This window comes from Billgrantia sp. C5P2 (genome assembly GCF_051062895.2).
In genome coordinates this window covers 4582807-4605665 of the sequence record NZ_CM128542.1, presented here as the reverse complement: position 1 = coordinate 4605665, position 22859 = coordinate 4582807, and the positions used below count along the sequence as shown (strand labels likewise).

Here is a 22859-nt window from a genome sequence, read left to right as displayed (position 1 = left end):
AATGCGCCATGGGCAGACTGGCGCGGAAGGGAGAGGGCTTCCTACACTCAGGCCAGCGATTTCTTGGCCCCGGGCAGGCGTTCGCCCGGGATGCATTCGGCCACGTCAATGGAGTGACATCTTGCGCAGTCTACCGGCGACCCTTCCGATCCTGTTCGTCTGCGAAATCAGTTTCCTGCTCGGCCACGGCCTGATCATGACCCTGCTCGGGGTGCGTATGTCCATCGAGGGCTTCCCCTCGCACATGGCGGGCCTGCTGATGTCGAGCTTCTCGCTGGGCTTCGTGCTGGGCAGCTATGCGTTGGAGAAGCGCATCCGCAGCGTCGGCCATATCCGCGTCTTCGCCGCCTGCGCGGGGATCCTGGCGGTCACCGCCATGCTCCATGGCCTGTGGGTCAACCCCTGGGCCTGGCTGGCCTGGCGGCTGCTTGGCGGGGTGGCGACGGCGGGCATGCTGATGGTGATGGAGTCGTGGGTGTCGGGCGAGTCGACCAACGACAACCGCGGCCGGGTGCTGGCGCTCTACATGATCATCTCGACCCTGTCGCTGGCCGGTGGGCAGTGGATGCTCAACCTGTCCGACCCGGCCGGGCCGGCGCTGTTCTCCATCGTTGGCATGCTGTTCGCCCTGGCCCTGGTGCCGCTGTCGATCGTGCGCATCCACGGCCCGCGCCAGACCCACGACATCCAGCCCCGGAAGATTCGCCTTAAGGCACTGTTCAAGCGCGCTCCGGTGGGGCTGGTGGGCGCCTTCACCGCCGGCATGATGGTGCAGGCCTTCTTCGCCATGACGCCCTTCTATGGCCAGGAGATTGGCCTTACCACCGGCGAGACGGCCCGCTTCATGGCGATCACCACCATGGTGGCGCTGTTCGCCCAGTGGGGGCTGGGCCGACTCTCCGATCGCATCGACCGGCGCAAGGTAATCCTCGGCATGGCCGTGGTGATGACGATCTCGGGGGCCTTCGTGTCGATGATGGTACGCATCGACTTCTGGATGCTGGTGCTGGCGGCCTGCTTCCATACCGCCATGCTGCACACTCTCTATGCGCTGAGCCTGGCCCACACCAACGATTGGCTGGAGCCCGGCGAAATCGTGGCCGCCAATGCCAAGCTGATGATCTGGTATGGTATCGGCTCGATCATCGGTCCGTTCTCGGCCTCGCTGGTGATGCAGGCGATCGGTCCCGATGGATTGTGGGTCTTCCTCGGCGGCGCCTCGCTCATCCTGGCGCTGTTCGTGGCGCTGCGTCTGCGCCGTCGTCCCGGCGTGCCGGTGGAAGAGATCGAGCAGGAGCCCTTCGTGGCGGTGCCCACGCTGGAGACGCCGCACTTCGCCGAGCTCGATCCGCGCCTGGAGCCGACCCAATTGGAGTTTCACTTCGAGGAGAGCGCTGGCGACGCGGTGCAGGAGGGGGCGGCCTGATGCTGCCTGGCGGGGCGCAATGCGGCATCATTGTCGGCAGTTCGATTGGAGATGCCGATGCGACACTCGTCCAACTGGTTTCGCGTGCTGGCCATGCGGGTCTGCCTGCTCCTGATGCTCGCGCCCCTGCCGGTGCGTGCCGATACCTGCCCCGACCCTGGCCAATGGTACCTGCCCGGCGGTGAGCGCCAGGATGGCGCTGCGCTGTTCGCCGAATTGGCCGGGCGCGACGTGGTGCTGCTCGGTGAACAGCACGACCGCATGGACCACCACCGCTGGCAGTTGCACACTCTGGCCGGGCTGCACGCCCATCGCCCCGACATGGTGATCGGTCTGGAGATGCTGCCCCGCGAGGCCCAGCCGGCGCTGGACGCCTGGGTCGCCGGGGAGCTCGACGAGGTGGGCTTTCTCGAAGCGAGCGAATGGTACAGCGCCTGGGGCTTCGATCCCGAGCTCTACCTGCCGATTCTCCACTTCGCCCGCCTGCAGCGGGTGCCGCTCGTGGCCCTCAACGTCACGCCCGAACTGCGTGGGCGCCTGATCGAAGAGGGCTGGCAGGCGGTGCCCGCAGCCGAGCGCTTCGGCATTTCCGCCCCGGCCGAGGCCCTGCCCGACTATCGTGAACGCCTGGCCGCCATCCATGCTCAGCACGCAGACTCAAGCGACAGCGAGGGGCTCGAGCGCTTCATCGCGGCGCAACTGGTGTGGGATCGGGCGATGGCCGCCGGGTTGGTGGAGGCCGCTGGTGCCGACGAGCTGGTGGTCGGCCTGATCGGCCAAGGCCACCTGCAGTACGACCACGGCGTGCCTCATCAGCTCGATGATCTCGGTGTGACTGCACATGCCGTGCTGTTGCCCTGGCCGGTGGGCGAGTGCGAGCCACCGCCCGAGGGCTTGGCGCGGGCCGTGTTCGCGTTTGCCGAAGGCGCGACGCAAGCCGAGGCGCCGATGCAACTGGGCATCTTGGTCGCGCCCCATGATGACGGGGTCGAGGTTCAGGGCATGCTCGAAGGCTCCGTGGCCGAGCGTTCGGGGCTGGAGGAGGGTGACGTCATCCTGCGGGCTGCTGGCGAGCGCCTGACGCAGCCCGCCGACCTCACGCGGCTGGTGCGGCGACAGCCACCCGGCACCCTGCTGCCGCTGGAAATTCTCCGCGGCGACGAGGCGCGTGAAGTGCTGGCACGTTTTCCGGCGCGAACGCAGACCACACCTTGACCGAGGTCAGGCATGCCGCTGGCGATTGCGCTATGGTATCCGCAACAGCGCCGGGCAGGCCGGCGCTCGCACACATCGCCCCATGCCGGGGGCTGCTATTCATGGAGGTCCCCTTGGCCATTTCCCGTTTTGCCGACCTGCTGGAAGAAGCGCGGCGCCAGTCCGAACCCCAGCGGCTGCTGTTCGTGTTCACCCGCGCCGAGCTGCCGGACAACCCCACCGCGGAGCAGCGCCAGCGCTTCGAGCAAGGGGAGGGCGGCGTCCTCACTCCGGTGCTATGCGTCGACAAGGCCCCCGAGGAGCTCAGCGACATGGCGGCGCTGGAGAGGGAGTCGCAGCGTACCGGGATCGAATGGGACATCGTGTTCGTCGGGGCACTATCAGGCAGCGGCGGCAAGGCCGTGCCTGACGATGCCGTCGAACGCCAGCTGCAGCGCATGGTCGAAGCGCTGCAGATGGGCAATACCCAGAGCTTCCTGGCGCTGGACCGTCAGGGTGAGGCCGTCGCCTTGCAATGAGGCTCGGGTGCCACCATAGACAAGCCTTATCGGAACCATGGCGGCAATCAATTTTCGCCTATCGGTTGCGATGGATATGATAGGCCCCGTATTCGGATCACCCATCAATGACTTGGAGCTTTACTGAATGTCCCTGATCAACACCGAAGTCCAGCCGTTCAAGGCTACCGCTTTCCACAACGGCGAGTTCGTCGAGGTTTCCAACGAGAATCTGAAAGGCCAGTGGTCCGTGGTGATCTTCATGCCGGCCGCGTTCACCTTCAACTGCCCGACCGAGGTCGAGGACGCCGCCGAGCACTACGAGGAGTTCAAGAAGGCCGGTGCCGAAGTCTATATCGTCACTACCGACACCCACTTCTCGCACAAGGTGTGGCACGAGACTTCGCCGGCGGTGGGCAAGGCCAAGTTCCCGCTGGTCGGTGACCCGACTCACCAGCTGACCCGTGCCTTCGGTGTGCACATCGAGGAAGCCGGTCTGGCCCTGCGCGGCACCTTCGTGATCAACCCGGAAGGCGTGATCAAGACCCTGGAGATCCATGACAACGCGATCGCCCGCGACGTCTCTGAGACCCTGCGCAAGCTGAAGGCTGCCCAGTACGTCGCCGCCAACCCGAACGAGGTCTGCCCGGCCAAGTGGAAGGAAGGCGAAGAGACCCTCGCTCCGTCCCTAGACCTGGTCGGCAAGATCTAACCGATCCTGCGGCCCGCGAGGCTACCCTCTGACCTCGTGTGTACCACGCCCGGGCATTTTACTGCCCGGGCGCTCTTTCCAAGACGAGCAAGCTTCTGCCGCGCTGATTTCGGTCCGCGTTCGGGATGCTTCTTGCCGTCGTTCTTGAGCCAGACATGAAGGAAACCGCGGTCATGTTGGACGACAATCTGAAAAGCCAGCTAAAAGCCTACCTGCAGAAGGTTACTCAGCCGTTCGAGATCGTCGCGTCCCTCGATGACGGCGCGAAATCCAAGGAGCTCCATGGGCTGCTCAAGGATATCGAGAGCCTCTGCGACAAGATCAGTCTGCGCCTCGACGGCGAAGACGCGCGCAAGCCCTCCTTTGCGCTGAATCGTCCCGGCGAGGATACCGGCCTGGTGTTCGCCGGCATTCCCATGGGCCACGAGTTCACCTCGCTGGTGCTGGCGCTGCTGCAGGTCGGCGGCCATCCGCCCAAGGTCAGCGACGACACCATCGCGCAGATCAAGGGGCTCGAGGGCGAGCTGCACTTCGAGACCTACTATTCGCTGTCGTGCCAGAACTGCCCCGACGTGGTGCAGGCGCTGAACCTGATGGCGATCCTCAACCCCGGCGTGCGCCACGTCGCCATCGACGGCGCGCTGTTCCAGGACGAGGTCGAAGAGCGCCAGGTGATGTCGGTGCCGAGCATCTACCTCAACGGCAAGCCCTTCGATCAGGGCCGCATGAGCCTGGAGCAGATCCTGGCCAAGGTCGACACCGGTGCGGCCCAGCGCGAGGCGGCCAAGCTCAACGAGAAGGCGGCTTTCGACGTACTGGTAGTGGGCGGTGGCCCGGCCGGTGCGGCGGCGGCCATCTATGCCGCGCGCAAGGGCATCCGTACCGGCGTGGCGGCCGAGCGCTTCGGTGGCCAGGTACTCGACACCATGGCCATCGAGAACTTCATCTCCGTGTCCTACACCGAAGGCCCCAAGCTGGCCGCGGCGCTGGAACAGCACGTCAAGGAGTATGAAGCCGACATCATGAACCTGCAGCGTGCCGTGAAGCTGATTCCGGCGGCCGACCAGGGCGGCGAGCACGAGGTGGTATTCGAATCCGGCGCCAGCCTCAAGAGCAAGACGCTGATCCTCTCCACCGGCGCCCGCTGGCGCGAGATGAACGTGCCCGGCGAAGCCGAGTACCGCAACAAGGGCGTGGCCTACTGCCCCCACTGCGACGGCCCGCTGTTCAAGGGCAAGCGCGTGGCGGTGATCGGCGGCGGCAACTCCGGCGTCGAGGCGGCCATCGACCTGGCCGGCATCGTCGGCCACGTGACGCTGATCGAGTTCATGGACGAGATGCGTGCCGACGCAGTGCTGCAGAAGAAGCTGCGCAGCCTGCCCAACGTCGAGATCGTACTTGGCGCCCGCACCACCGAGGTCAACGGCGACGGCACCCGCGTCACCGGCCTGACCTTTGAAGAGCGCGCCAGCGGCGCCATCAAGACGCTCGAGCTGGAAGGTATCTTCGTGCAGATCGGCCTGGTGCCCAACACCGAGTGGCTGACCGACTCGCCGATCGAGCTGTCGCCGCGCGGCGAGATCGTGATCGACGAGCGCGGCATGACCTCGGTGCCGGGCATCTTCGCTGCCGGCGACGTGACCACGGTGCCCTACAAGCAGATCGTCATCGCCATGGGCGAGGGCTCGAAGGCCGCCCTGGGCGCCTTCGACTATCTCATCCGGCACTGACGCCGTTAGCTCCAGGTAGAAGCGTTGGGCCCCTCGTCCACACTTCCTTCTGATGCGCTACCCGAACGCCCCGCAGGCCTGGCCTGCGGGGCGTTTTCTTAGTGGGCTAAATATTCTTCGTTGAAGGCAAGGGCCGCACGGGCGGCGAGGCGTCGTGCAGGTAGCGTGAGGATGCGCTAAGCATAAGCGAGGCCCTGCCAGGGCTTTCATCCAACGACAACGAGGGAACGACATGACCTATAACGACAGGCTGGCTTGCTTGGCATCGGCGACGCTGATGCTGGGCGGCATCGGCCTGGCCCAGGCGGCCACGCTCGATGACGTTCGCGAGCGAGATCAGGTGCGCTGTGGCGTCAATGCTGCCCAGCCGGGCTTCTCGGCACTGGACGATGAGGATAACTACCGGGGCCTGGATACCGATGTCTGCCGGGCCATCGCCGCCGCGGTGCTGGGCGATGCCGAAAAGGTGCACTTCGTACCGCTCAATTCGGTGGAACGGTTCACGGCCCTGCAGTCGAGCGAAGTGGACGTACTCTCGCGTACCACGACCTGGACTTCGAGCCGCGACACGACGCTTGGCCTCAACTTCACCGGCGTCAGCTACTACGATGGGCAGGCCTTCCTGGTGGCTAGCGACCTCGGCGTGGAGAGCGCCACGGAGCTCGACGGTGCCGCGGTATGCACCCAATCTGGCACCACCAGCGAACTCAACCTGGCCGATTACTTCCGTGCCAATGGCATAGAGTACGAGCCGGTGGTATTCGACTCGCCCGAGCAGTCGATAGCAGGCTTCGAGGCCGGGCGCTGCGACGTGCTCAGCTCCGATGCCTCGCAACTCTACGCCCAGCGTATGCAACTGGCCGACCCCGACAGCGCCATGGTATTGCCCGAAGTCATCTCCAAGGAACCCTTGGGGCCGGCCGTGCGCCAGGGCGACGACCAGTGGTTCAATATCGTCAAGTGGTCGCTGTTCGCCATGCTCAATGCCGAGGAACTGGGCATTACCCAGGCCAACGTCGACGAGATGCTCAACTCAGAAGACCCGGACATCGCTCGCTTGCTGGGCCGCGATGGCAACTACGGCGAGGGCATGGGGCTCACCGTCGACTGGGCTTACCAGATCGTCAAGCAGGTGGGCAACTACGGCGAGATGTTCGAGCGCAACGTGGGGGCCGGCTCCGATTTCAACATTGCCCGCGGCCAGAACGCCCTGTGGACCGAGGGTGGACTGCACTATGCGCCACCGGTGCGCTGAGGCATGCCTGGTTGCACCAAAGCGGTGCGGCGGCTCAGGCCGGATCGTCTCCGGTGCGAGCGTTGAATAAGAGTTTTGCCTGCACTATCCCTGCCTTGGAACAAACCTTGCTAAGGTGCAGGCACATGCTCCGGCATGCTGCTTTCAAGAATTCCAATTTTCTACGAGGGATCTTTACATGCGCGACAACAAGAACAAGTGGGTGCTGCTCACTTCCGCAGCGGCACTGGCACTGGGAACCGCCGCCGTGGCCTCCGCCGACACGCTGGAGAACACCATCGAGCGTGGTGCCGTACAGTGTGGCGTCAGTGACGGCCTGCCGGGCTTCTCTGCGCCGGACGACCAGGGCGAGTGGCAGGGTCTCGATGTCGACGTCTGCCGTGCCGTGGCCGCCGCTGTGTTCGGCGATGCCGAGGCGGTGCGCTACATCTCGCTGAACGCGGTGGAGCGCTTCACTGCGCTGCAGTCCGGCGAGGTCGACCTGCTCTCGCGCAACACTACCTGGACCACCACCCGTGATACCACTCTGGGCCTGAACTTCGCCGGCGTGAACTTCTACGACGGCATCGGCTTCATGATCAACAAGGACTTGGGCGTCTCCAGTGCCAAGGATCTCGACGGCGCGGCCATCTGCGTTCAGTCCGGCACCACCACCGAGCTGAACGTGGCCGACTACTTCCGTGCCAACGGCATGCAGTTCGACCCCATCGTCTTCGACACCTCCGAGCAGACCGTGGGCGGCTACGAGGCCGGGCGCTGCGACGTGCTGACCTCCGACACCTCGCAGCTGGCCGCGCTGCGCATCCAGCTCTCCGACCCGGACCAGTCCGTGATCCTGCCGGAGGTCATCTCCAAGGAACCGCTGGGCCCGGTGGTGCGCCAGGGCGACGACCAGTGGTTCAACATCGTCAAGTGGTCGCTGTTCGCCATGCTCAACGCCGAGGAGATGGGCGTCACCAGCGAGAACGTCGACGAGATGCGCAACTCCGAGGATCCGGACATTGCCCGCCTGCTGGGGCAGGACGGCAACTACGGTGAAGGCATGGGCCTCGACGCCAACTGGGCCTACAACATCATCAGCCAGGTAGGCAACTACGGCGAAAGCTACGAGCGTAACGTCGGCATGGGCTCGCCGCTGCAGATCGAGCGCGGCATCAACGCCCTGTGGACCGAAGGCGGCATCCAGTACGCTCCGCCGATTCGCTGATCGTACCGCCCGGGGCATCGCGTGACGCCCCGATCCTCGTACTGCCTCCGGCCCGGATACACCCCGGGCCGGTTGGCTGATACCTGCTTGACGGATCCAGGCGGAGAGTCCCTTCATGTCCGTTCGACCCAAGGCCCCATCCATAGGCCCAAAACCGCCTTTCTGGCGCGATCGCGCCAAGCGGGCGTTGATCTTCCAGGTCCTGCTGATCGCGGCGGTGGTGGCCTTCCTGCTCTACATCGTCGGCAATACCCAAGCCAACCTGGCCGCCCGCGGCATCACCACCGGCTTCGGTTTTCTGACCAATACCGCCGGTTTCGGCATCGTCCAGAGCCTGATCGACTACTCGTCGCAGAGCACATACGGCCGAACCTTCCTGGTGGGCCTGCTCAATACCCTGCTGGTTTCCGCGCTGGGGATCATCGCTGCGACCACCATCGGTTTCATCGTCGGTATTGCCCGGCTTTCACCCAACTGGTTGATCGCCAGGCTGGCGACGGGCTATATCGAGATATTCCGCAACATCCCGCTGCTGCTGCAGATCTTCTTCTGGTACTTCGCCGTCCTGCGCGCCATGCCCTCGGCACGGGATAGCTACTCCCTCGGCGAAGTGATCTTCCTCAACGTGCGCGGCCTCTATGTGCCGGAGCCGTTGTTCGAGTCCGGCTTCGGCCTGATCCCCCTGGCCTTTGGCGTGGCCATCGTGGCCAGCATCGCGCTGATGATCTGGAACAAGCGGCGCCATGAGGCAACCGGCAAGCGCCTGCCGGCGGGCTGGATCTCGCTGGGCCTGATCGTCGGCCTGCCACTGCTTGTGCTGGTGGCGACCGGCGTGCCGGTGACCTGGGACGTACCGGAGCTGCGCGGCTTCAACTTCCGCGGCGGCTTTACCATCATTCCCGAGTTCCTGGCCCTGTGGCTGGCGCTGTCGATCTACACGGCGTCGTTCATCGCCGAGATCGTGCGCTCCGGCATTCAGGCGATACCCCACGGCCAGACCGAGGCGGCCCAGGCGCTCAGCCTGCCGCAGAACCTGGTGCTGCGCCTGGTGGTGGTACCCCAGGCCTTGCGCGTGATCATCCCGCCGCTGACCAGCCAGTATCTCAACCTGATCAAGAACTCCTCGCTGGCCACGGCCATCGGCTACCCCGATCTGGTGTCGGTATTTGCCGGCACGACCCTCAACCAGACGGGTCAGGCGATAGAGGTCATCGCCATGACCATGGCGGTCTACCTCACCATCAGCCTGCTGGTGTCGATGTTCATGAACTGGTTCAACGCCCGCGTGGCGCTGGTGGAACGCTAGGAGAGGCGCCATGACGATTCAACAAAAGATGATCGAGGCGCGCCCGGCGCCGAAGAACACGGTGGGGCCGGTGGCCTGGCTGCGGGCCAACCTGTTCAGCGGGCCGGTGAACGGCTTCTTCACCCTGCTGGGGATCTATCTGCTCTACCTGCTGTTGACGCCAACGATTCAGTGGGCCTTCATCAATGCCGACTGGATCGGCACCACGCGGGATGACTGCTCCCGCGAGGGGGCCTGCTGGGTGTTCGTCAGCGCCCGTTTCACCCAGTTCATCTACGGACTCTATCCGCGTGGCGAGATCTGGCGGGTCGATGTGACGTTCGTCACCTTTGCCGCCTTGATCGCCTGGCTGGCCATCCCGCGGCTGCCGTTCAAGCGCTGGGTGGCGCTGGCGGTGCTGGTGGCATTCCCGGTTTTCGCCTACTTCATGCTCTATGGCGGTCACTTCGGCCTGCCGCAGGTGCCGACCCATCGCTGGGGCGGCCTGATGCTGACCCTGGTGCTGGCCGTAGTGGGTATGGTCGGTGCATTGCCGATCGGTATCCTGCTGGCCCTGGGGCGCCGTTCGCAGATGCCCATCGTCAAGAGCTTCTGCGTGGTGTTCATCGAGTTCTGGCGCGGCGTGCCGCTGATCACGGTGTTGTTCATGGCGTCGGTGATGCTGCCGCTGTTCATGCCGACCGGCGTGAGCGTCGACCGCCTGATCCGGGCCTTCATCGGTATCACCCTGTTCCAGAGCGCCTACATGGCCGAGGTCATCCGCGGCGGGCTGCAGGCCATACCCCGTGGCCAGGAGGAGGCGGCGGCGGCGTTGGGCATGAGCTACTGGATGCGCATGGGACTGATCGTGCTGCCCCAGGCGTTGAAGATGATGATCCCCGGCATCGTCAACACCTTCATCTCGCTGTTCAAGGACACCACCCTGGTCATGATCATCGGTCTGTTCGATCTGCTGGGCATCGTGCAGGCGGCGCTGTCGGATTCCCGCTGGCTGGGCTTCTCCCTGGAGGGCTACGTGTTCGCCGCGTTCATGTTCTGGATCTTCTGCTTCAGCATGTCGCGCTACAGCCAATATTTGGAAAGAAAACTGCATACCGGCCACAAGCGGTAAGGAACGAGAACAATGACTGAACAGGCAACCCAGGCCGGCGCCGAGACCCTGATGGTCGAGATGCGCGGCGTCAACAAGTGGTACGGCGACTTTCACGTACTGCGCGATATCGATCTCGAAGTGAAGAGTGGCGAGCGGATCGTCATCTGCGGACCCTCGGGCTCGGGCAAGTCGACGCTGATTCGCTGCATCAATCACCTCGAGGAGCACCAGGCCGGCGAGATCGTGGTCGGCGGCGTACCATTGACCCAGGACGTCAAGCGCATCGAACAGATCCGCCGCAGCGTGGGCATGGTATTCCAGCACTTCAACCTCTTCCCGCACCTCACGGTGCTCGAGAACTGCTGTCTGGCACAGAAGTGGGTGCAGAAGAAGCCGCGCCGTGAGGCGGAGCAGCTCGCCATGCAGTACCTGGAGCGGGTCAAGATCGCCGAGCAGGCCACGAAATATCCCGGCCAGCTCTCCGGTGGCCAGCAGCAGCGCGTGGCGATTGCCCGCTCGCTGTGCATGCACCCCGACGTGATGCTGTTCGACGAACCCACCTCGGCGCTCGATCCGGAAATGATCAAGGAGGTGCTCGATGTCATGGTCGAGCTGGCGGAGGAGGGTATGACCATGCTCTGCGTGACCCACGAGATGGGCTTCGCCAAGACCGTGGCCGACCGCGTGATCTTCATGGACCAGGGCCAGATCATCGAGGAGAACGCGCCGGAGCCTTTCTTCAACAATCCTCAGTCCGAGCGCACCCAGCTCTTCCTCAGCCAGATCCTGGGCCACTGAGGGAGGGATTCGCCGGGCCCGTACCATCCTGCGGGTCCGGCGGAGCGTCATGCCGTCCAAAGATCAATACGCGGTTGCGTCCGGCGTGCTTGGCGGCGTAGAGCGCCTGGTCGGCCTGGGCGGTGGCCAGCGCCTGGGCGTGTTGCGGGTCTTGCCCATGGGGCAGTCTGGCGATGCCGATGCTGACGGTGATATCGACATGGCGGGTCTTCACGTCGCTGGCAAGCAGCTGCAGGGGAAAGGGCGTATCGGCGATGCTGGCCCTTAGGCGTTCCCCCAGTTGCAGCACCTGGGTGTCGTCAAGACCACCGACAAGCAGGGCGAACTCCTCTCCACCCACACGCGCCAGGACGTCTTGATCGCGCAGCTCATTACTCAGTTGGGTGGCCAGCAGTTTCAGCAGGGCATCGCCCGCGGGGTGTCCATAGCAATCGTTGATCACCTTGAAGTTGTCGATATCCAGCAGCAGCAGATGGCACGGCGCGGACGGCGTACCGTTCAGGAGCGCTTGCGTGCGACGCGTGAGTCCACGTCGATTCATCACACCGGTGAGTTCGTCGTATTCGGCGGCGATCATGGCGCGCTGCTCGCCCTGCTTGCGCCGCGTGATGTCGATGGCCAGGCCCGAGATGATAGTGGGCTGGCCGTTCTCGTCGAGGGCCAGCTCGGCGACGATCTCATGCCAGCGCAGCGGTTCGCCGCCACGGTGCAACCGTACGTCGAGACGACAACTCTTTCGCGCGCCCGCACGGCATTCGCGCAGCTGCGCCCAGAGCCGCTGGCGATCGGTTGGGAGGATGTGGACCAGCAGGCGTCGCAGCGGCAGGCAAGCGTAGTCGTCGGGGTAGCCCAACGTACGCAGCAGGGCTCGGGAACACCAGGTCGAACCGCTGTGCAGGTCGATCTCCCAGATGCCGCAGTCGGCGACCTGCTGAAAGAGCTCCAGCTGACGTCGCCGGCTGGAGAGCTGGTGTCGATAGATGGCCGAAGCGATCAGTTCGGCGGCCACGGCCAAGGCTTCGAGGCCGGCGCCCTTCCAATCGAGCGGTCGCTCGCAGTCGTCGATTCCCAGCGTGCCCCACCAGCGCCCGTCCACCATGATGGGGACCGTGACCATCGAGCGAATTCGTTGGCTGGCGAGGTTTTCACGCAGCGTACCGTCCGGCATCCGTTCGGTGATGAAGTGCTGCGCCACGCCACGCTGGCGCTCCTCGACCATGCTTCGATAGAGGGGGTCGTCGAAGAGGGTGGAGAAGAAGCGAAATCGCTTGTGGGTGAGCTGGCGGTAGTGCGGTGCGGCAGCCCACTCGAAGACGTAGTCCTGAATGACGGCTTCATCCTGCAGCTCGAGGAGCTGGAAGATCCACACGCGGCTGGCGCCGGAAGCCCGGCCGATTTCGCCCAGCAGGGCATCGACGCCATTGCCCCAGAAGCGCCCCTGCATCAGCGCCTGACTGCCCCTGGCCAGGGCAGTGAGGAGGCGTGTGGCGTCGGGATGGATCGGTGCCGGCATGAGAAGTCTCATCCGTCAGGCGGTAGACCGATCATAACAGAGGCTTACTTTCGGATTACATAGCGGCTTGCTTAGCGAATAGGCTAAGTGGCCGTGGCGTGTGGATCAGAGGCTTCCCTGGGGCTTGAGGGGCTCGGCGGGCCGTGTCACGCGTGCATTGCCCAGAACGCTGGGCTCGGTTTCCACCGGACGTGCCTCGCTGGTCCAGGCCGCCTGGCTGTCATGCACGGCCGGCCGGCGTTCGAATGAGCGGGTGACCACATCGCCGGGGGCGAAGCCGACCCGGGCGCCCAGATGATGAGGCAGCAGGCAGAGCTCGACGAGCAGACGCAGGCCCAGGGTGGCGGCCAGCCAGAGTCCGGCACCCAGCGCCAGGCTGGGCCAGGCCTGGTGCCAGTCGATGGCGGCGAACCAGGGGGTGCGTGGCAGCAGCCACAGTGCGGCGCTTGCCAGCAGGCCGAGCTGCAGCACGAAATGGCTGAAGAGCAGGACGCCGCGGGACATGGGGCGGCGGGGAAACAGGAACTGTCGCATCGGGCTCCTCCCGTTGACGCATCGCAGTACGATGAACTGGCCGACATCCCTGCCGACGATTCGATGCTAACCCAGATTGCGACGAGCGTCAGCCGTTACGTTGGGGCACTCGCTCAGTCGGGCATAGTTCAGGCGGGCATGGTTCAGTCGAGCATCGTGATGCTGGCCGGAAGCAGCGCTTCGCGGCCGCGATGCTCTGTCAGGAGGCGACCTTCGAGAGCGGTCAGCATGATCTGCAGCGGGTCGCCGTGGCTCACCAGCAGCACGGTTTCGTCACGCAGCGCCTGCTCCAGCGAGGCGATCACGCCCTGCATGCGGGCGGCGACGCTGGCCACGCTTTCGACACCATATTCACCATGTTCGGGGTCGATTTCGTCATGTGTCCAGACGTCCTCGTAGTGGCTGTCCTCCAGGCCTTCGAGGTCGCCGAAGTCGCGCTCGCGCAGACGCGGCTCGGGTTGCAGGGCAATGCCGAAGTGAGCGGCCACTCGCCTGGCGGTTTCGGTGGTGCGCAGGAAGTCCGAGTGCAGGATGCGGGTCGGTATCGGCCAGCGCCATTCGGCGAGCAGCGCTTCCAACTGCGCTTCGCCCTGCTCGGAAAGGCCGAACGCTGTCAGGCCCCTGGCCGGGGTGCTGATGATCAGTCGCCGGGCATTGGCCTGGCTATGGCCGTGTCGCATCAGCAGGTAGCGATTGCGGCGTTGACTGGGGGTGGAGTGAAATCGGATTGACATCGTCTTGTCATACTACCTAGATTGGTGATTAGTTTCGTTTGCGATCATCAAGGCCTGTGCATGTTCGCTTTCGAGCAGGATAAGCGGGATCACCCAAGTCATTCGATCCTGCCATAATGCCTATGAACGACAACGACTCAAATAATTACAGTGATACAGAGAGACACGCCAATGACAATATCAAAGACGTTCGGCCGTACCCCCTTCGCCACCTTGGCCCTCTCCTCGTTGCTGCCGCTGGCCCTGGTGATGTCGGCGTCCGCGCAGGCCCAGGCCGACTGCCCCCGTGGCGACCTGGACGACCTCTACTGTGATGAAAACGGCGATCTTGTCGCCGACCGCCCCGCCGATGAGTCCGAGTGGGTCGATCCCGATACACTGATCTTTGCCTATACCCCGGTCGAGGATCCAGCCATCTACTCGGACATCTGGCAGCCCTTCATCGACCACTTGCAGGAAGTGACCGGACGCAACGTGCGCTTCTTTGCCGTGCAGTCCAATTCGGCCCAGGTCGAGGCCATGCGCAGCGGGCGTCTCCACATCGCCGGTTTCTCAACCGGCCCGACGCCGTTCGCGGTCAATCTCGCAGGGGCAGTGCCTTTCGCGCTGATGGGCTCCGACGACGGCCAGTTCGGCTATACCCTGCAGGTTTACACCCATGTCGACTCCGACATCGAGGAGATGGAGGATCTCAAGGGCAAGCGGATCGCCCATACCTCGCCGACCTCAAACTCCGGCAACCAGGCGCCGCGCGCCTTGTTCCCCGAAGAAGGCGTGGTGCCCGACGAGGACTACGAGGTGATCTATTCCGGCAGTCACGACCAGTCGATGCTGGGCGTGGTCGCCCGCGACTACGATGCCGCCCCGGTGGCCTCCGAAGTGGTCGAGCGCATGGCCGCGCGGGGCCTCTACGACCCCGCGGAAGTGCGCATGATCTACGAGTCGGATCGCTTCCCCACCACGTCCTACAACTATGCCCACAACCTGCATCCAGACCTGGTCGACAAGATCGAGGAAGCCTTCTTCAGCTTCGAATTCGCCGGCACCGAGCTGGGCGATGAGTTCGAGGGCGTCGAGAAGTTCATCCCCATCAACTACCAAGAGCACTGGAAGGTCATTCGCACCATTCAGGAAGCCAACGGCGTGAGCTACACCCGCGAGGACCTGGAGCAGGAGTGAGCCTGGCGAATGCTGGGGCCCTCGGCATGACCGGGGGCGCTCCTTTTCCTGTGACGTGAGGTGGTTGAATGCTGGAGATTTCGAAACTGGTCAAGCGCTACGGCCGCGACGCGCCTGTGCTGGAGGGGCTCGACCTGACGGTGGAGGGCAGCAGCGTGGTGTCCATCGTCGGTGCCTCCGGCGCCGGCAAGAGCACCATGCTGCGCTGTATCAACCGCCTGGTGGAGCCCACGTCGGGCTCGATCAGGCTCAACGGCACTGAACTTGTCAACCTCAGGGGGCGAGAGCTGCGCCGGGCCCGGCGCAAGATCGGCATGGTGTTCCAGGGCTTCAACCTGATCGACCGGCTGACGGTGATGGAGAACGTGCTGGCCGGGCGGCTCGGCTACGTCAACCTGTTCCAGGCGATCACACGGCGCTATCCCCAGAGCGATATCGAGCGCGCCTTCCAGTTGATGGAGCGAGTGGGCATCGCCCACTACGCCAACAAGCGCGCCGACGAACTTTCGGGCGGCGAGCGCCAGCGCGTCGGGGTGGTACGGGCGCTGATGCAGGAACCCGAGATCCTGCTGGCCGATGAGCCGACGGCCTCGCTCGACCCGCGCACCTCCGAGCAGATCATGAAACTGCTGCAGAGTCTCGCCAGTGAGCTCTCGCTGCCGGTGCTGATCAATATCCACAACGTGGCCCAGGCCAAGGCCTACACCGAACGCATCGTCGGGTTGCGTCACGGCAGGATGATCTTCGACGGCGCGCCTGCCGACTTCGACAAGGAAGCACTGGACGCCATCTACGGCGGTATCGAGACGGCCGAGGAGGAGATCACCGAGGAGCCCGGGCGAACGACGCAAGGGGTGGCGCATGACTCGACCTGACCGCTCGGCCTTGCCACACACTTGGCGCAAGCCGCCCTTCATCGCCAACCCGCTGCTGCGCTATGGGCTGTGGCTGGTGGCGATCGTCTACCTGGTATGGGCCTTTGGTTCGCTGCCGTTCAACTGGGCGCGCATCGCCGAAGGCCTGCCGCGGGCGGCACGCATCTTCGGCGGCGGCTTTCCGCCCAGCTTCGAGCGAAGCGGCCTGCTGATCACCGGCTTCAAGGAGAGCTTCCAGATCGCCATCCTGGCGACGCTGCTGGGGGTCGCATTATCGATCCCCTTCGCGGTGATGGCAGCCAAGAATGTCGCCCCCAAGCCCATCTATCTGCTCGGCCGCGCGGTGATCATCGTCTCGCGCAGCTTCCATCCGGTGATCGTCGCCATCCTGTTCGTCGCTGCGGTCGGCTTCGGTCCCCTGGCCGGTATCCTCACGCTGACGATCTATTCGATCGGCTTCGTCGGCAAGCTGTTGGCGGAAGAGATCGAGGAGATCGACTGGGGCCAGGTGGAGGCGATGAAGGCCGCCGGAGCGGGCTATCTCGCCACCCTTGTCTACGCCGTGTTCCCGCAGATCCTGCCGCGTCAGGTGGGGCTCTCCATGTACCAGCTCGACAGCAATCTGCGCGCTTCGGCGGTAGTAGGCATCGTCGGCGCCGGGGGTATCGGCGGCACGCTGATGAACGCTTTCGGCCGCTACGACTACGATTTCGCCTTTGCGATCCTGATCACGATCATCGCCGTGATCCTGATCAGTGAAGGCATCAGCGGTTGGGTGAGGAAGAAGATATGGTAGATCATGCCGGAGCCTTGGCCGACCGCGTGTGGCAGCGCTACGACCGCAAGCAGCGCCTGATTCGCTACGCCGTGCTGCTGGCCACCGTGATGGTGGTCTACTGGGCGGTGCGAGACATCGACATTTTCTGGCCCTGGGTATGGGACGCGCCGAATCAGATCTCGAACCTCGGTGCGCGCATGTGGCCGCCCGATCCCTCGCGGCTGGCGGCCATCACCAACGCATTGCTCGAGACGGTGCACATCGCCACGCTGGCCACTGCGCTGACGATCTTCATCGCCTTGCCCGTCTCCTACATCGCCGCCCAGAACACCACGCCCAACCGTGCCTGCCTGTGGCTGGGCCGCTTCATCCTGGTCGCCAGCCGCTCGGTGAACACCATCATCTGGGCGCTACTGTTCGTGGCGATCTTCGGCCCCGGAGTGCTGGCGGGCATACTTGCCATCATGTTTCGCTCGGTGGGCTTCATCGGCAAGCTGATGGGCGAAGCGATCGAAGAGATCGACCGCCGCCCGGTGGAGGCCATGGAGGCCACCGGCGCTTCAAAGGCCAAGGTGATCGCCTACGCCATCGTGCCGCAGGTGATGCCGGCCTTCTTCGCCATCGTCATCCTGCGCTGGGACATCAATATTCGCGAATCGACGGTACTGGGCCTGGTCGGCGCCGGCGGCATCGGGGTGATTCTGCAGGGGGCCATCGACACCTTCGCCTGGCCCACCGTGGCCACCATCCTGATCGCCATCATCGTGCTGGTGCTGATGGGCGAGGCGGTTACCAGCCTGCTGCGCAGCAAGGTGCTCTAGTGGGTTGACCCTGTAAGGTCGGGAGTCGGTTGACCCTGGAGGGTCTGGTTGCCATGTTGAAGAAGAATGTCCGCGATGGGATTGGCGGTCATTTCCTTCAACCCGACTCAAGGAGAGGCTATGACAACGTATATCGTGGTGGCCGATGCGGCGCGGGCGCGCGTGTTCACCCGCGATGCGCTCAAGCTGGAGGAGAAGGAGAGCCTGGTGCACGCCGAAGGGCGCCTGCACGAGGGAGACCTGGTCACTGGTGCGACGGGTAGCGTCGACGAGTCGACCTCCCACACCCGGCGATCCAGCCGCGGCGACAGCGTGGCCCTGGACCACGAGGCGGAGATATTCGCCAAGCAGATCGCCGAGCGCATCTACAAGGCTCGGGTCGACAACAGCATGGACAAGCTGATACTCGTCGCCCCGCCCCGCTTTCTGGGCGTGCTGCGCAACAAACTCGACGGATCGACCAGCAAGTTGATCATCCATACGCTGGACAAGGATCTGTCCAAGGCGCCGCTCAACGATATCCAGGAGGCCGTCAGCGATATGCGCTGATTGCATTTGCGACTTTCATCTCGAACTTTGGTCTCAAGAAAAGGGCGCTCTTGCCGATAGAAGGGAGCACGGATGCGAAGTTTTCTTCGCCACAACCTGCTTCCTACTTCAGCGTGAGCGCCCATGCATCTCAGATCAATCCGCCAGTTCGTGATTCTGCTGGCCGGCCCCTGCCTGCTGGCCGTGGTCGTGGCCTTGGTCGTCTATGGCCTGTTCTCCTCCGCGCGTACCCAGCAGACCGTCGAGACCCATACCCGTGTTCTGCTCGAAGGGGCCATCGACGAGCGCTTGGCGGTGCTGGCGAATGCCGAGGCCGGGCGTATCCAGCGCGAGCTCGAGCATGCGCTGACGCTGGCCACGCAGCTGGCCGACACCAATGCGCTGATGGGGCAGCGGGACGCCAGCGGTCGCCGTGCCCTCTCCCTGAGCCGGCGCGAACTCTCCAACCTGGTTCGCCAGACGGTAGTCGAAAACCCCTCGCTGCTGGACGCCTTCATCGGCTGGGAGCCCGACGCCTTCGGACGTGACGCGCTGTATACCGAACTCGGTGAGAGCGAGGGCTACGATGGCAGCGGGCGCTTCATGCCCTGGTGGTATCGCACCGGGGAAAGCGATGTTGAGGTACTCCCGCTGGGCGAAACCATGGAGAGCGCCACGCTTCTCGCCAGCGGCGTGCGCGAAGGGGAGTACTATCTCTGCCCCCGCGAGACCCTCGCCCCCTGCATCATCGACCCGGCGCCCTACGACTACGGCGGCGAGACGCTGCTGGTCACCTCGTTCAACGTGCCGATTCTGGCCGATGGCGAGTTCCGCGGTGTGGCCGGTGTCGACCTGGCGCTCGATTTCATCCAGGAACTGCTGTTGCAGGCCAACCAGTCGCTCTATGACGGGGCGGGTGAGATGGCGCTGATCGCCGGGCGCGGTGGCCTGGTGGCGCATACCGGTGACGCCGAACGCCTCGGTGCCTCGGCGAGCGAGGCGTTCGACGATGACGTGCTGAGCGCCATCGAGCAGGCGCGGGCTGAGGGCGGCAGCGTGAGCCAGGCGCGAGAGGGTATGCTGGAGCGTTACCAATCCTTCACCATCGGCGCTAGCGAAACGCCTTGGACGCTGCTGATCCGCTTGCCCGAAGCCGCCGTGATGGCCGAACTGGCCGCGCTGCAGGAGGTAATGGGCGAGCAGCGCCGTGCCGACACCTTGGGCATGGCGCTGGTCGGCCTGCTGCTGGCGGCACTGGGGCTAGCGGCGCTGTGGTGGGTCGGTACCCGGGTCTCGCGGCCGCTGCGGCTGCTGGCCGATCGCATGCGCGACATTGCTTCCGGCGGCGGCGACCTGACCCAGCGGTTGCCGGTGCGCGGGCGCGACGAGAGTGCCGAGCTCGCCACCCAGTTCAATGCCTTCGTCGACAAGATCCATGACGTACTGGTCGACGTGCGCGACAGCAGCGAGTCGGTGCGTATAGCGGCCAGCGAGATCGCCAGCGGCGGCGAGGACCTGTCGCGGCGTACCGAGCAGGCCGCCGCCAGCCTGCAGCAGACCTCGGCCTCGATGGAGCAGATTTCGGCCACCGTCGAGCACACCTCGGCCTCCTCGAAGGAGGCCAACGGCTTGTCGAAGTCGGCCGCCGAGGTCGCCCATCGTTCGGGTGAGACGGTTGGCCAGGTGGTGGAGACCATGGGCGAGATCAGCCGCTCCTCGGAGAAGATCGGCGAGATCGTCAAGGTCATCGACGGCATCGCGTTCCAGACCAACCTGCTGGCGCTGAACGCCTCGGTCGAGGCGGCCCGGGCCGGCGAACACGGTCGCGGCTTCGCCGTGGTCGCCGGCGAGGTGCGCCAGCTCGCCACTCGCAGCGCCGAAGCCTCGCGCGACATTCGCGCGCTGATCGACGCTTCGGCCCAGCGGGTCGTCAATGGCACCGAGCTGGTGGGTCGCGCCGGTGAAAGCATGGGCGAACTGGTGGCCAGCGTGAACCGGGTGGCCAACATGCTCGGCGAGATCAGTATGGCGGCCGGCGAGCAGAGCGACGGCATCGGCCAGGTCAGCGTGGCGGTGGCCGACCTCGACCGCACGATCCAGCAGAACGCGGCGCTGGTGGAGGAGTCGACCACCGCCGCCGAACAGCTGAGCGAACAGGCCGACCGCCTGGCCAGCGTGGTAGGCGGCTTCAAGCTACGCGACCGCTAGCGGGTTGGGGTCAGGAGACTGGCGGCAGGTCGATCTCGTCGCTGCGCCTGACCCCCTCGGTCATCTGCCGGCACAGGCGCAGGAACTCGCGCATGCCGGTGGCCATGTACTTGTGACGGTGCCAGATGAAGGCGAACTGGCGGCTCAGGTCGAGCTCCGGGGTGGGGATCGGCACCAGGCTGCCGCGGCGGAAGGCATCGCGTAGCGCCAGCTTCGATACGCAGCCGATGCCGAGACCCGACTCCACCGCCCGTTTGATGCCTTCGGTGTGCTCCAGCTCCAGCAGGGTATTGAAGCGTCCGCGCCGGTGACGCGCGGCCTGCTCCAGGGTCATGCGCGTGCCCGAGCCCTGCTCGCGCATGATCCAGGCCTCGCGCAGCAGGCGGTCGAGTTCCACCGCCCCCTGCCCGGCCAGCGGATGGCGGGGGGAGCAGAACACCGACAGCTCGTCCTCCACCCACGGCTGGGTGATCACGTCCTCCTCCTCGCAGTGCCCCTCGATGAGCCCCAGGTCCAGTTCGTGCTGACGCACGCGGTCGACGATCTCGCGGGTGTTGCGCACCGCAAGCCGCACCCGGCTGCCCGGATGACGCTGCATGAAGTCACTGATCAACAGCGTCGCCAGGTAGTTGCCGATGGTCAGGGTCGCGCCCACATCGAGCGAGCCGATGCCCTGCTGGCCGTGCAGGATCTCTTCGATCTCCTCGGCGCGGTCGAGCAGCGCCACGGCCTTGGGCAACAGCTGGAAGCCCAGCGCATTGAGCCGTAGCCGCTTGCCGACGCGGTCGAGCAGCTGGCAGTTGAATTGGCGTTCGAGCTCGGCCAGGGCGGTACTGGTCGCCGATTGCGACAGGGAGAGGGCGCGAGCGGCGTGCGAGACGCTCTCGTGCTGGGCGACGGCGACGTAGACCTCGAGTTGGCGCAGGGTGAAATGCATGAAACGGCTCGGTTTTGATCTATATCAGGAATCTAGATAAAGGATATCCATACAATCCAATTAACAGATAAACCTTGCGCTCTTATAATGCAAGCAAATCGTTTTCACCTTCGAGTTATTCGATATTGGAATAGATAGGAGCCGGCATGAGCAAGTTCGCACTGGAAGACGTTCTCAGCGTTCATCACTGGAACGACACCCTGTTCAGCTTCCGCACCACCCGCGAGCGCAGCCTGCGCTTCAAGAACGGTCAGTTCGTGATGATCGGCCTGGAAGTGAACGGCAAGCCGCTGATGCGAGCCTACTCCATCGCCAGCCCCAACTATGAGGATCATCTCGAGTTCTTCAGTATCAAGGTGCCCGACGGCCCGCTGACCTCACGCCTGCAGCACCTCAAGGTGGGCGATCAGATCATGGTCAGCCGCAAGCCCACCGGTACCCTGGTCACCGACGACCTGCTGCCGGGGCGCAACCTCTACTTCCTCTCCACCGGTACCGGCCTGGCGCCGTTCATGAGCCTGATCCAGGACCCGGAGGTATACGAGCGCTACGAGAAGGTGATCCTGGTGCACGGCGTGCGCAGCGTCAGCGAGCTTGCCTATGCCGACTTCATCCAGAAGGAGCTGCCGGCCCACGAGTACCTGGGCGACGAGATCCGCGAGAAGCTGGTCTACTACCCCACCGTGACCCGTGAGGAGTTCCACACCATGGGCCGCCTCACCGACCATATCCGCAGCGGCAAGCTGTTCGAGGACACCGGCGTGGCACCGATGGATCCCAAGCAGGACCGCGCCATGATCTGCGGCAGCCCGGCGATGCTCGACGAGACCAGCGCGCTACTCGACGACCTGGGCTTCAACATCTCGCCGCGCATGGGTGAGCCGGGCGACTATGTGATCGAGCGCGCCTTCGTCGAGAAGTGATCCGTTTCGCCCGAGCTGCTGCCATCAGCTCGAGGCTGGAAGCAAAACCGCCTCCTTAGCTCTGCTACGGAGGCGGTTTGGTTTGTGCTGTCCTCGGGCTTCGGGCTTCGGGCTTCGGGCTTCGGGCTTCGGGCTTCGGGCTTTACACCGCATCCTTGCCGGTTTCGCCGGTACGGATGCGGATCACCTGCTCCAGCGGAGTGATGAAGATCTTGCCGTCGCCGATCTTGCCGGTATTGGCGACCTGGGTGATGGCGTCGATGACCTGCTCGACGAGGTCGTCGTCGATGGCGATCTCGACCTTCACCTTGGGCAGGAAGTCGACCACGTACTCGGCGCCGCGGTAGAGCTCGGTATGGCCTTTCTGGCGGCCGAAGCCCTTCACCTCGGTGACGGTGATGCCCTGTACCCCGATCTCCGAAAGCGACTCGCGAACGTCGTCGAGCTTGAACGGCTTGATGATGGCGGTCACCAGTTTCATGGTCTGTTTCCTCATGGTCGGGCGTGGGTTCATTGGTCGAACCCGAGCGGGTACGGATCGTTGGCCTCAAGCATACACCGCCCTCGGCTGGAAGAAAAAAGGCTCCCCG

22 protein-coding genes are annotated in these 22859 nt (G+C 64.6%); 17 read left to right on the top strand and 5 right to left on the bottom strand.

The window, feature by feature from the left end:
• The first annotated feature begins 121 nt into the window (after positions 1–121).
• The 10 genes from ACRWQA_RS21475 (at position 122) to ACRWQA_RS21430 (ending at position 11239) form a co-directional block, all read left to right on the top strand.
• Positions 122–1426, top strand: coding sequence for an MFS transporter (locus ACRWQA_RS21475; RefSeq protein WP_434231915.1), 1305 nt, complete (start codon positions 122–124; stop codon positions 1424–1426).
• A 57-nt stretch (positions 1427–1483) separates the two neighbouring features.
• Entirely contained in the window at positions 1484–2641 is a 1158-nt protein-coding gene (locus tag ACRWQA_RS21470) for a ChaN family lipoprotein (RefSeq protein WP_434231918.1), read from the top strand.
• A 113-nt stretch (positions 2642–2754) separates the two neighbouring features.
• A complete protein-coding gene (locus ACRWQA_RS21465; protein ID WP_263581737.1) occupies positions 2755–3159 on the top strand; it encodes a ribonucleotide reductase subunit alpha in 405 nt (134 codons plus the stop codon).
• Positions 3160–3286: 127 nt separating this feature from the next.
• Positions 3287–3850, top strand: a complete 564-nt coding sequence (gene ahpC, locus ACRWQA_RS21460) for an alkyl hydroperoxide reductase subunit C (protein ID WP_263581736.1) — start codon at positions 3287–3289, stop codon at positions 3848–3850.
• 173 nt (positions 3851–4023) lie between these two features.
• Entirely contained in the window at positions 4024–5580 is a 1557-nt protein-coding gene (gene ahpF / locus ACRWQA_RS21455) for an alkyl hydroperoxide reductase subunit F (RefSeq protein ID WP_263581735.1), read from the top strand.
• Between the two features lie 232 nt (positions 5581–5812).
• Complete coding sequence (locus ACRWQA_RS21450) at positions 5813–6835, top strand: amino acid ABC transporter substrate-binding protein (RefSeq protein WP_412031184.1); 1023 nt, start codon at positions 5813–5815, stop codon at positions 6833–6835.
• Between the two features lie 178 nt (positions 6836–7013).
• A complete protein-coding gene (locus ACRWQA_RS21445) occupies positions 7014–8042 on the top strand; it encodes an amino acid ABC transporter substrate-binding protein (protein WP_263581734.1) in 1029 nt (342 codons plus the stop codon).
• Positions 8043–8157: 115 nt separating this feature from the next.
• On the top strand, positions 8158–9348 hold the full coding sequence (locus ACRWQA_RS21440; protein ID WP_263581733.1) for an amino acid ABC transporter permease: 1191 nt from the start codon (positions 8158–8160) through the stop codon (positions 9346–9348).
• Between the two features lie 10 nt (positions 9349–9358).
• Positions 9359–10459, top strand: a complete 1101-nt coding sequence (locus ACRWQA_RS21435) for an amino acid ABC transporter permease (protein ID WP_263581732.1) — start codon at positions 9359–9361, stop codon at positions 10457–10459.
• Between the two features lie 51 nt (positions 10460–10510).
• Positions 10511–11239, top strand: a complete 729-nt coding sequence (locus ACRWQA_RS21430; protein ID WP_263584033.1) for an amino acid ABC transporter ATP-binding protein — start codon at positions 10511–10513, stop codon at positions 11237–11239.
• On the opposite strand, the gene ACRWQA_RS21425 is transcribed toward ACRWQA_RS21430, so the two are convergent.
• The 3 genes from ACRWQA_RS21425 to ACRWQA_RS21415 all read right to left on the bottom strand — a co-directional run bounded on the left by ACRWQA_RS21425 (position 11217) and on the right by ACRWQA_RS21415 (position 14020).
• The gene (locus tag ACRWQA_RS21425; protein WP_434231400.1) at positions 11217–12752 is read right to left on the bottom strand and encodes a sensor domain-containing diguanylate cyclase; all 1536 of its coding nucleotides are present in this window, start codon (positions 12750–12752) and stop codon (positions 11217–11219) included. The two genes, ACRWQA_RS21430 and ACRWQA_RS21425, sit on opposite strands and share 23 nt — an antisense overlap.
• Positions 12753–12857: 105 nt before the next feature.
• A complete protein-coding gene (locus ACRWQA_RS21420; RefSeq protein WP_263581730.1) occupies positions 12858–13286 on the bottom strand; it encodes a hypothetical protein in 429 nt (142 codons plus the stop codon).
• A 143-nt stretch (positions 13287–13429) separates the two neighbouring features.
• Entirely contained in the window at positions 13430–14020 is a 591-nt protein-coding gene (locus tag ACRWQA_RS21415; RefSeq protein ID WP_434231396.1) for a histidine phosphatase family protein, read from the bottom strand.
• Positions 14021–14191: 171 nt separating this feature from the next.
• Here ACRWQA_RS21415 and phnD point away from each other — a divergent pair, with 171 nt between their 5' ends.
• From phnD to ACRWQA_RS21385, 6 genes are all read left to right on the top strand, one after another.
• Positions 14192–15199: a phosphate/phosphite/phosphonate ABC transporter substrate-binding protein gene (gene phnD, locus ACRWQA_RS21410; protein WP_263581728.1), complete on the top strand. Its 1008-nt coding sequence runs from the start codon at positions 14192–14194 to the stop codon at positions 15197–15199.
• A 68-nt stretch (positions 15200–15267) separates the two neighbouring features.
• Complete coding sequence (gene phnC, locus ACRWQA_RS21405) at positions 15268–16074, top strand: phosphonate ABC transporter ATP-binding protein (RefSeq protein ID WP_263581727.1); 807 nt, start codon at positions 15268–15270, stop codon at positions 16072–16074.
• Positions 16061–16870 (top strand): phosphonate ABC transporter, permease protein PhnE, encoded by an 810-nt coding sequence (gene phnE, locus ACRWQA_RS21400; protein ID WP_263581726.1) that lies wholly within the window; start codon positions 16061–16063, stop codon positions 16868–16870. Before phnC ends, phnE (ACRWQA_RS21400) begins: the two co-directional genes overlap by 14 nt.
• The gene (phnE, locus tag ACRWQA_RS21395; protein WP_263581725.1) at positions 16864–17673 is read left to right on the top strand and encodes a phosphonate ABC transporter, permease protein PhnE; all 810 of its coding nucleotides are present in this window, start codon (positions 16864–16866) and stop codon (positions 17671–17673) included. Before phnE (ACRWQA_RS21400) ends, phnE (ACRWQA_RS21395) begins: the two co-directional genes overlap by 7 nt.
• Positions 17674–17793: 120 nt before the next feature.
• A complete protein-coding gene (locus tag ACRWQA_RS21390) occupies positions 17794–18222 on the top strand; it encodes a host attachment protein (protein WP_263581724.1) in 429 nt (142 codons plus the stop codon).
• 123 nt (positions 18223–18345) lie between these two features.
• A complete protein-coding gene (locus ACRWQA_RS21385) occupies positions 18346–20409 on the top strand; it encodes a methyl-accepting chemotaxis protein (RefSeq protein ID WP_263581723.1) in 2064 nt (687 codons plus the stop codon).
• Between the two features lie 10 nt (positions 20410–20419).
• Here the strand turns inward: ACRWQA_RS21385 and ACRWQA_RS21380 are convergent, their stop codons facing one another.
• A complete protein-coding gene (locus ACRWQA_RS21380) occupies positions 20420–21346 on the bottom strand; it encodes a LysR family transcriptional regulator (RefSeq protein ID WP_263581722.1) in 927 nt (308 codons plus the stop codon).
• Between the two features lie 146 nt (positions 21347–21492).
• Between ACRWQA_RS21380 and ACRWQA_RS21375 the strand changes: the two genes are divergently transcribed.
• A complete protein-coding gene (locus ACRWQA_RS21375; RefSeq protein ID WP_263581721.1) occupies positions 21493–22269 on the top strand; it encodes a ferredoxin--NADP reductase in 777 nt (258 codons plus the stop codon).
• 142 nt (positions 22270–22411) lie between these two features.
• Here ACRWQA_RS21375 and glnK read toward each other — a convergent pair whose 3' ends face one another.
• Complete coding sequence (gene glnK / locus ACRWQA_RS21370) at positions 22412–22750, bottom strand: P-II family nitrogen regulator (RefSeq protein WP_086509163.1); 339 nt, start codon at positions 22748–22750, stop codon at positions 22412–22414.
• Positions 22751–22859: the final 109 nt, after the last annotated feature.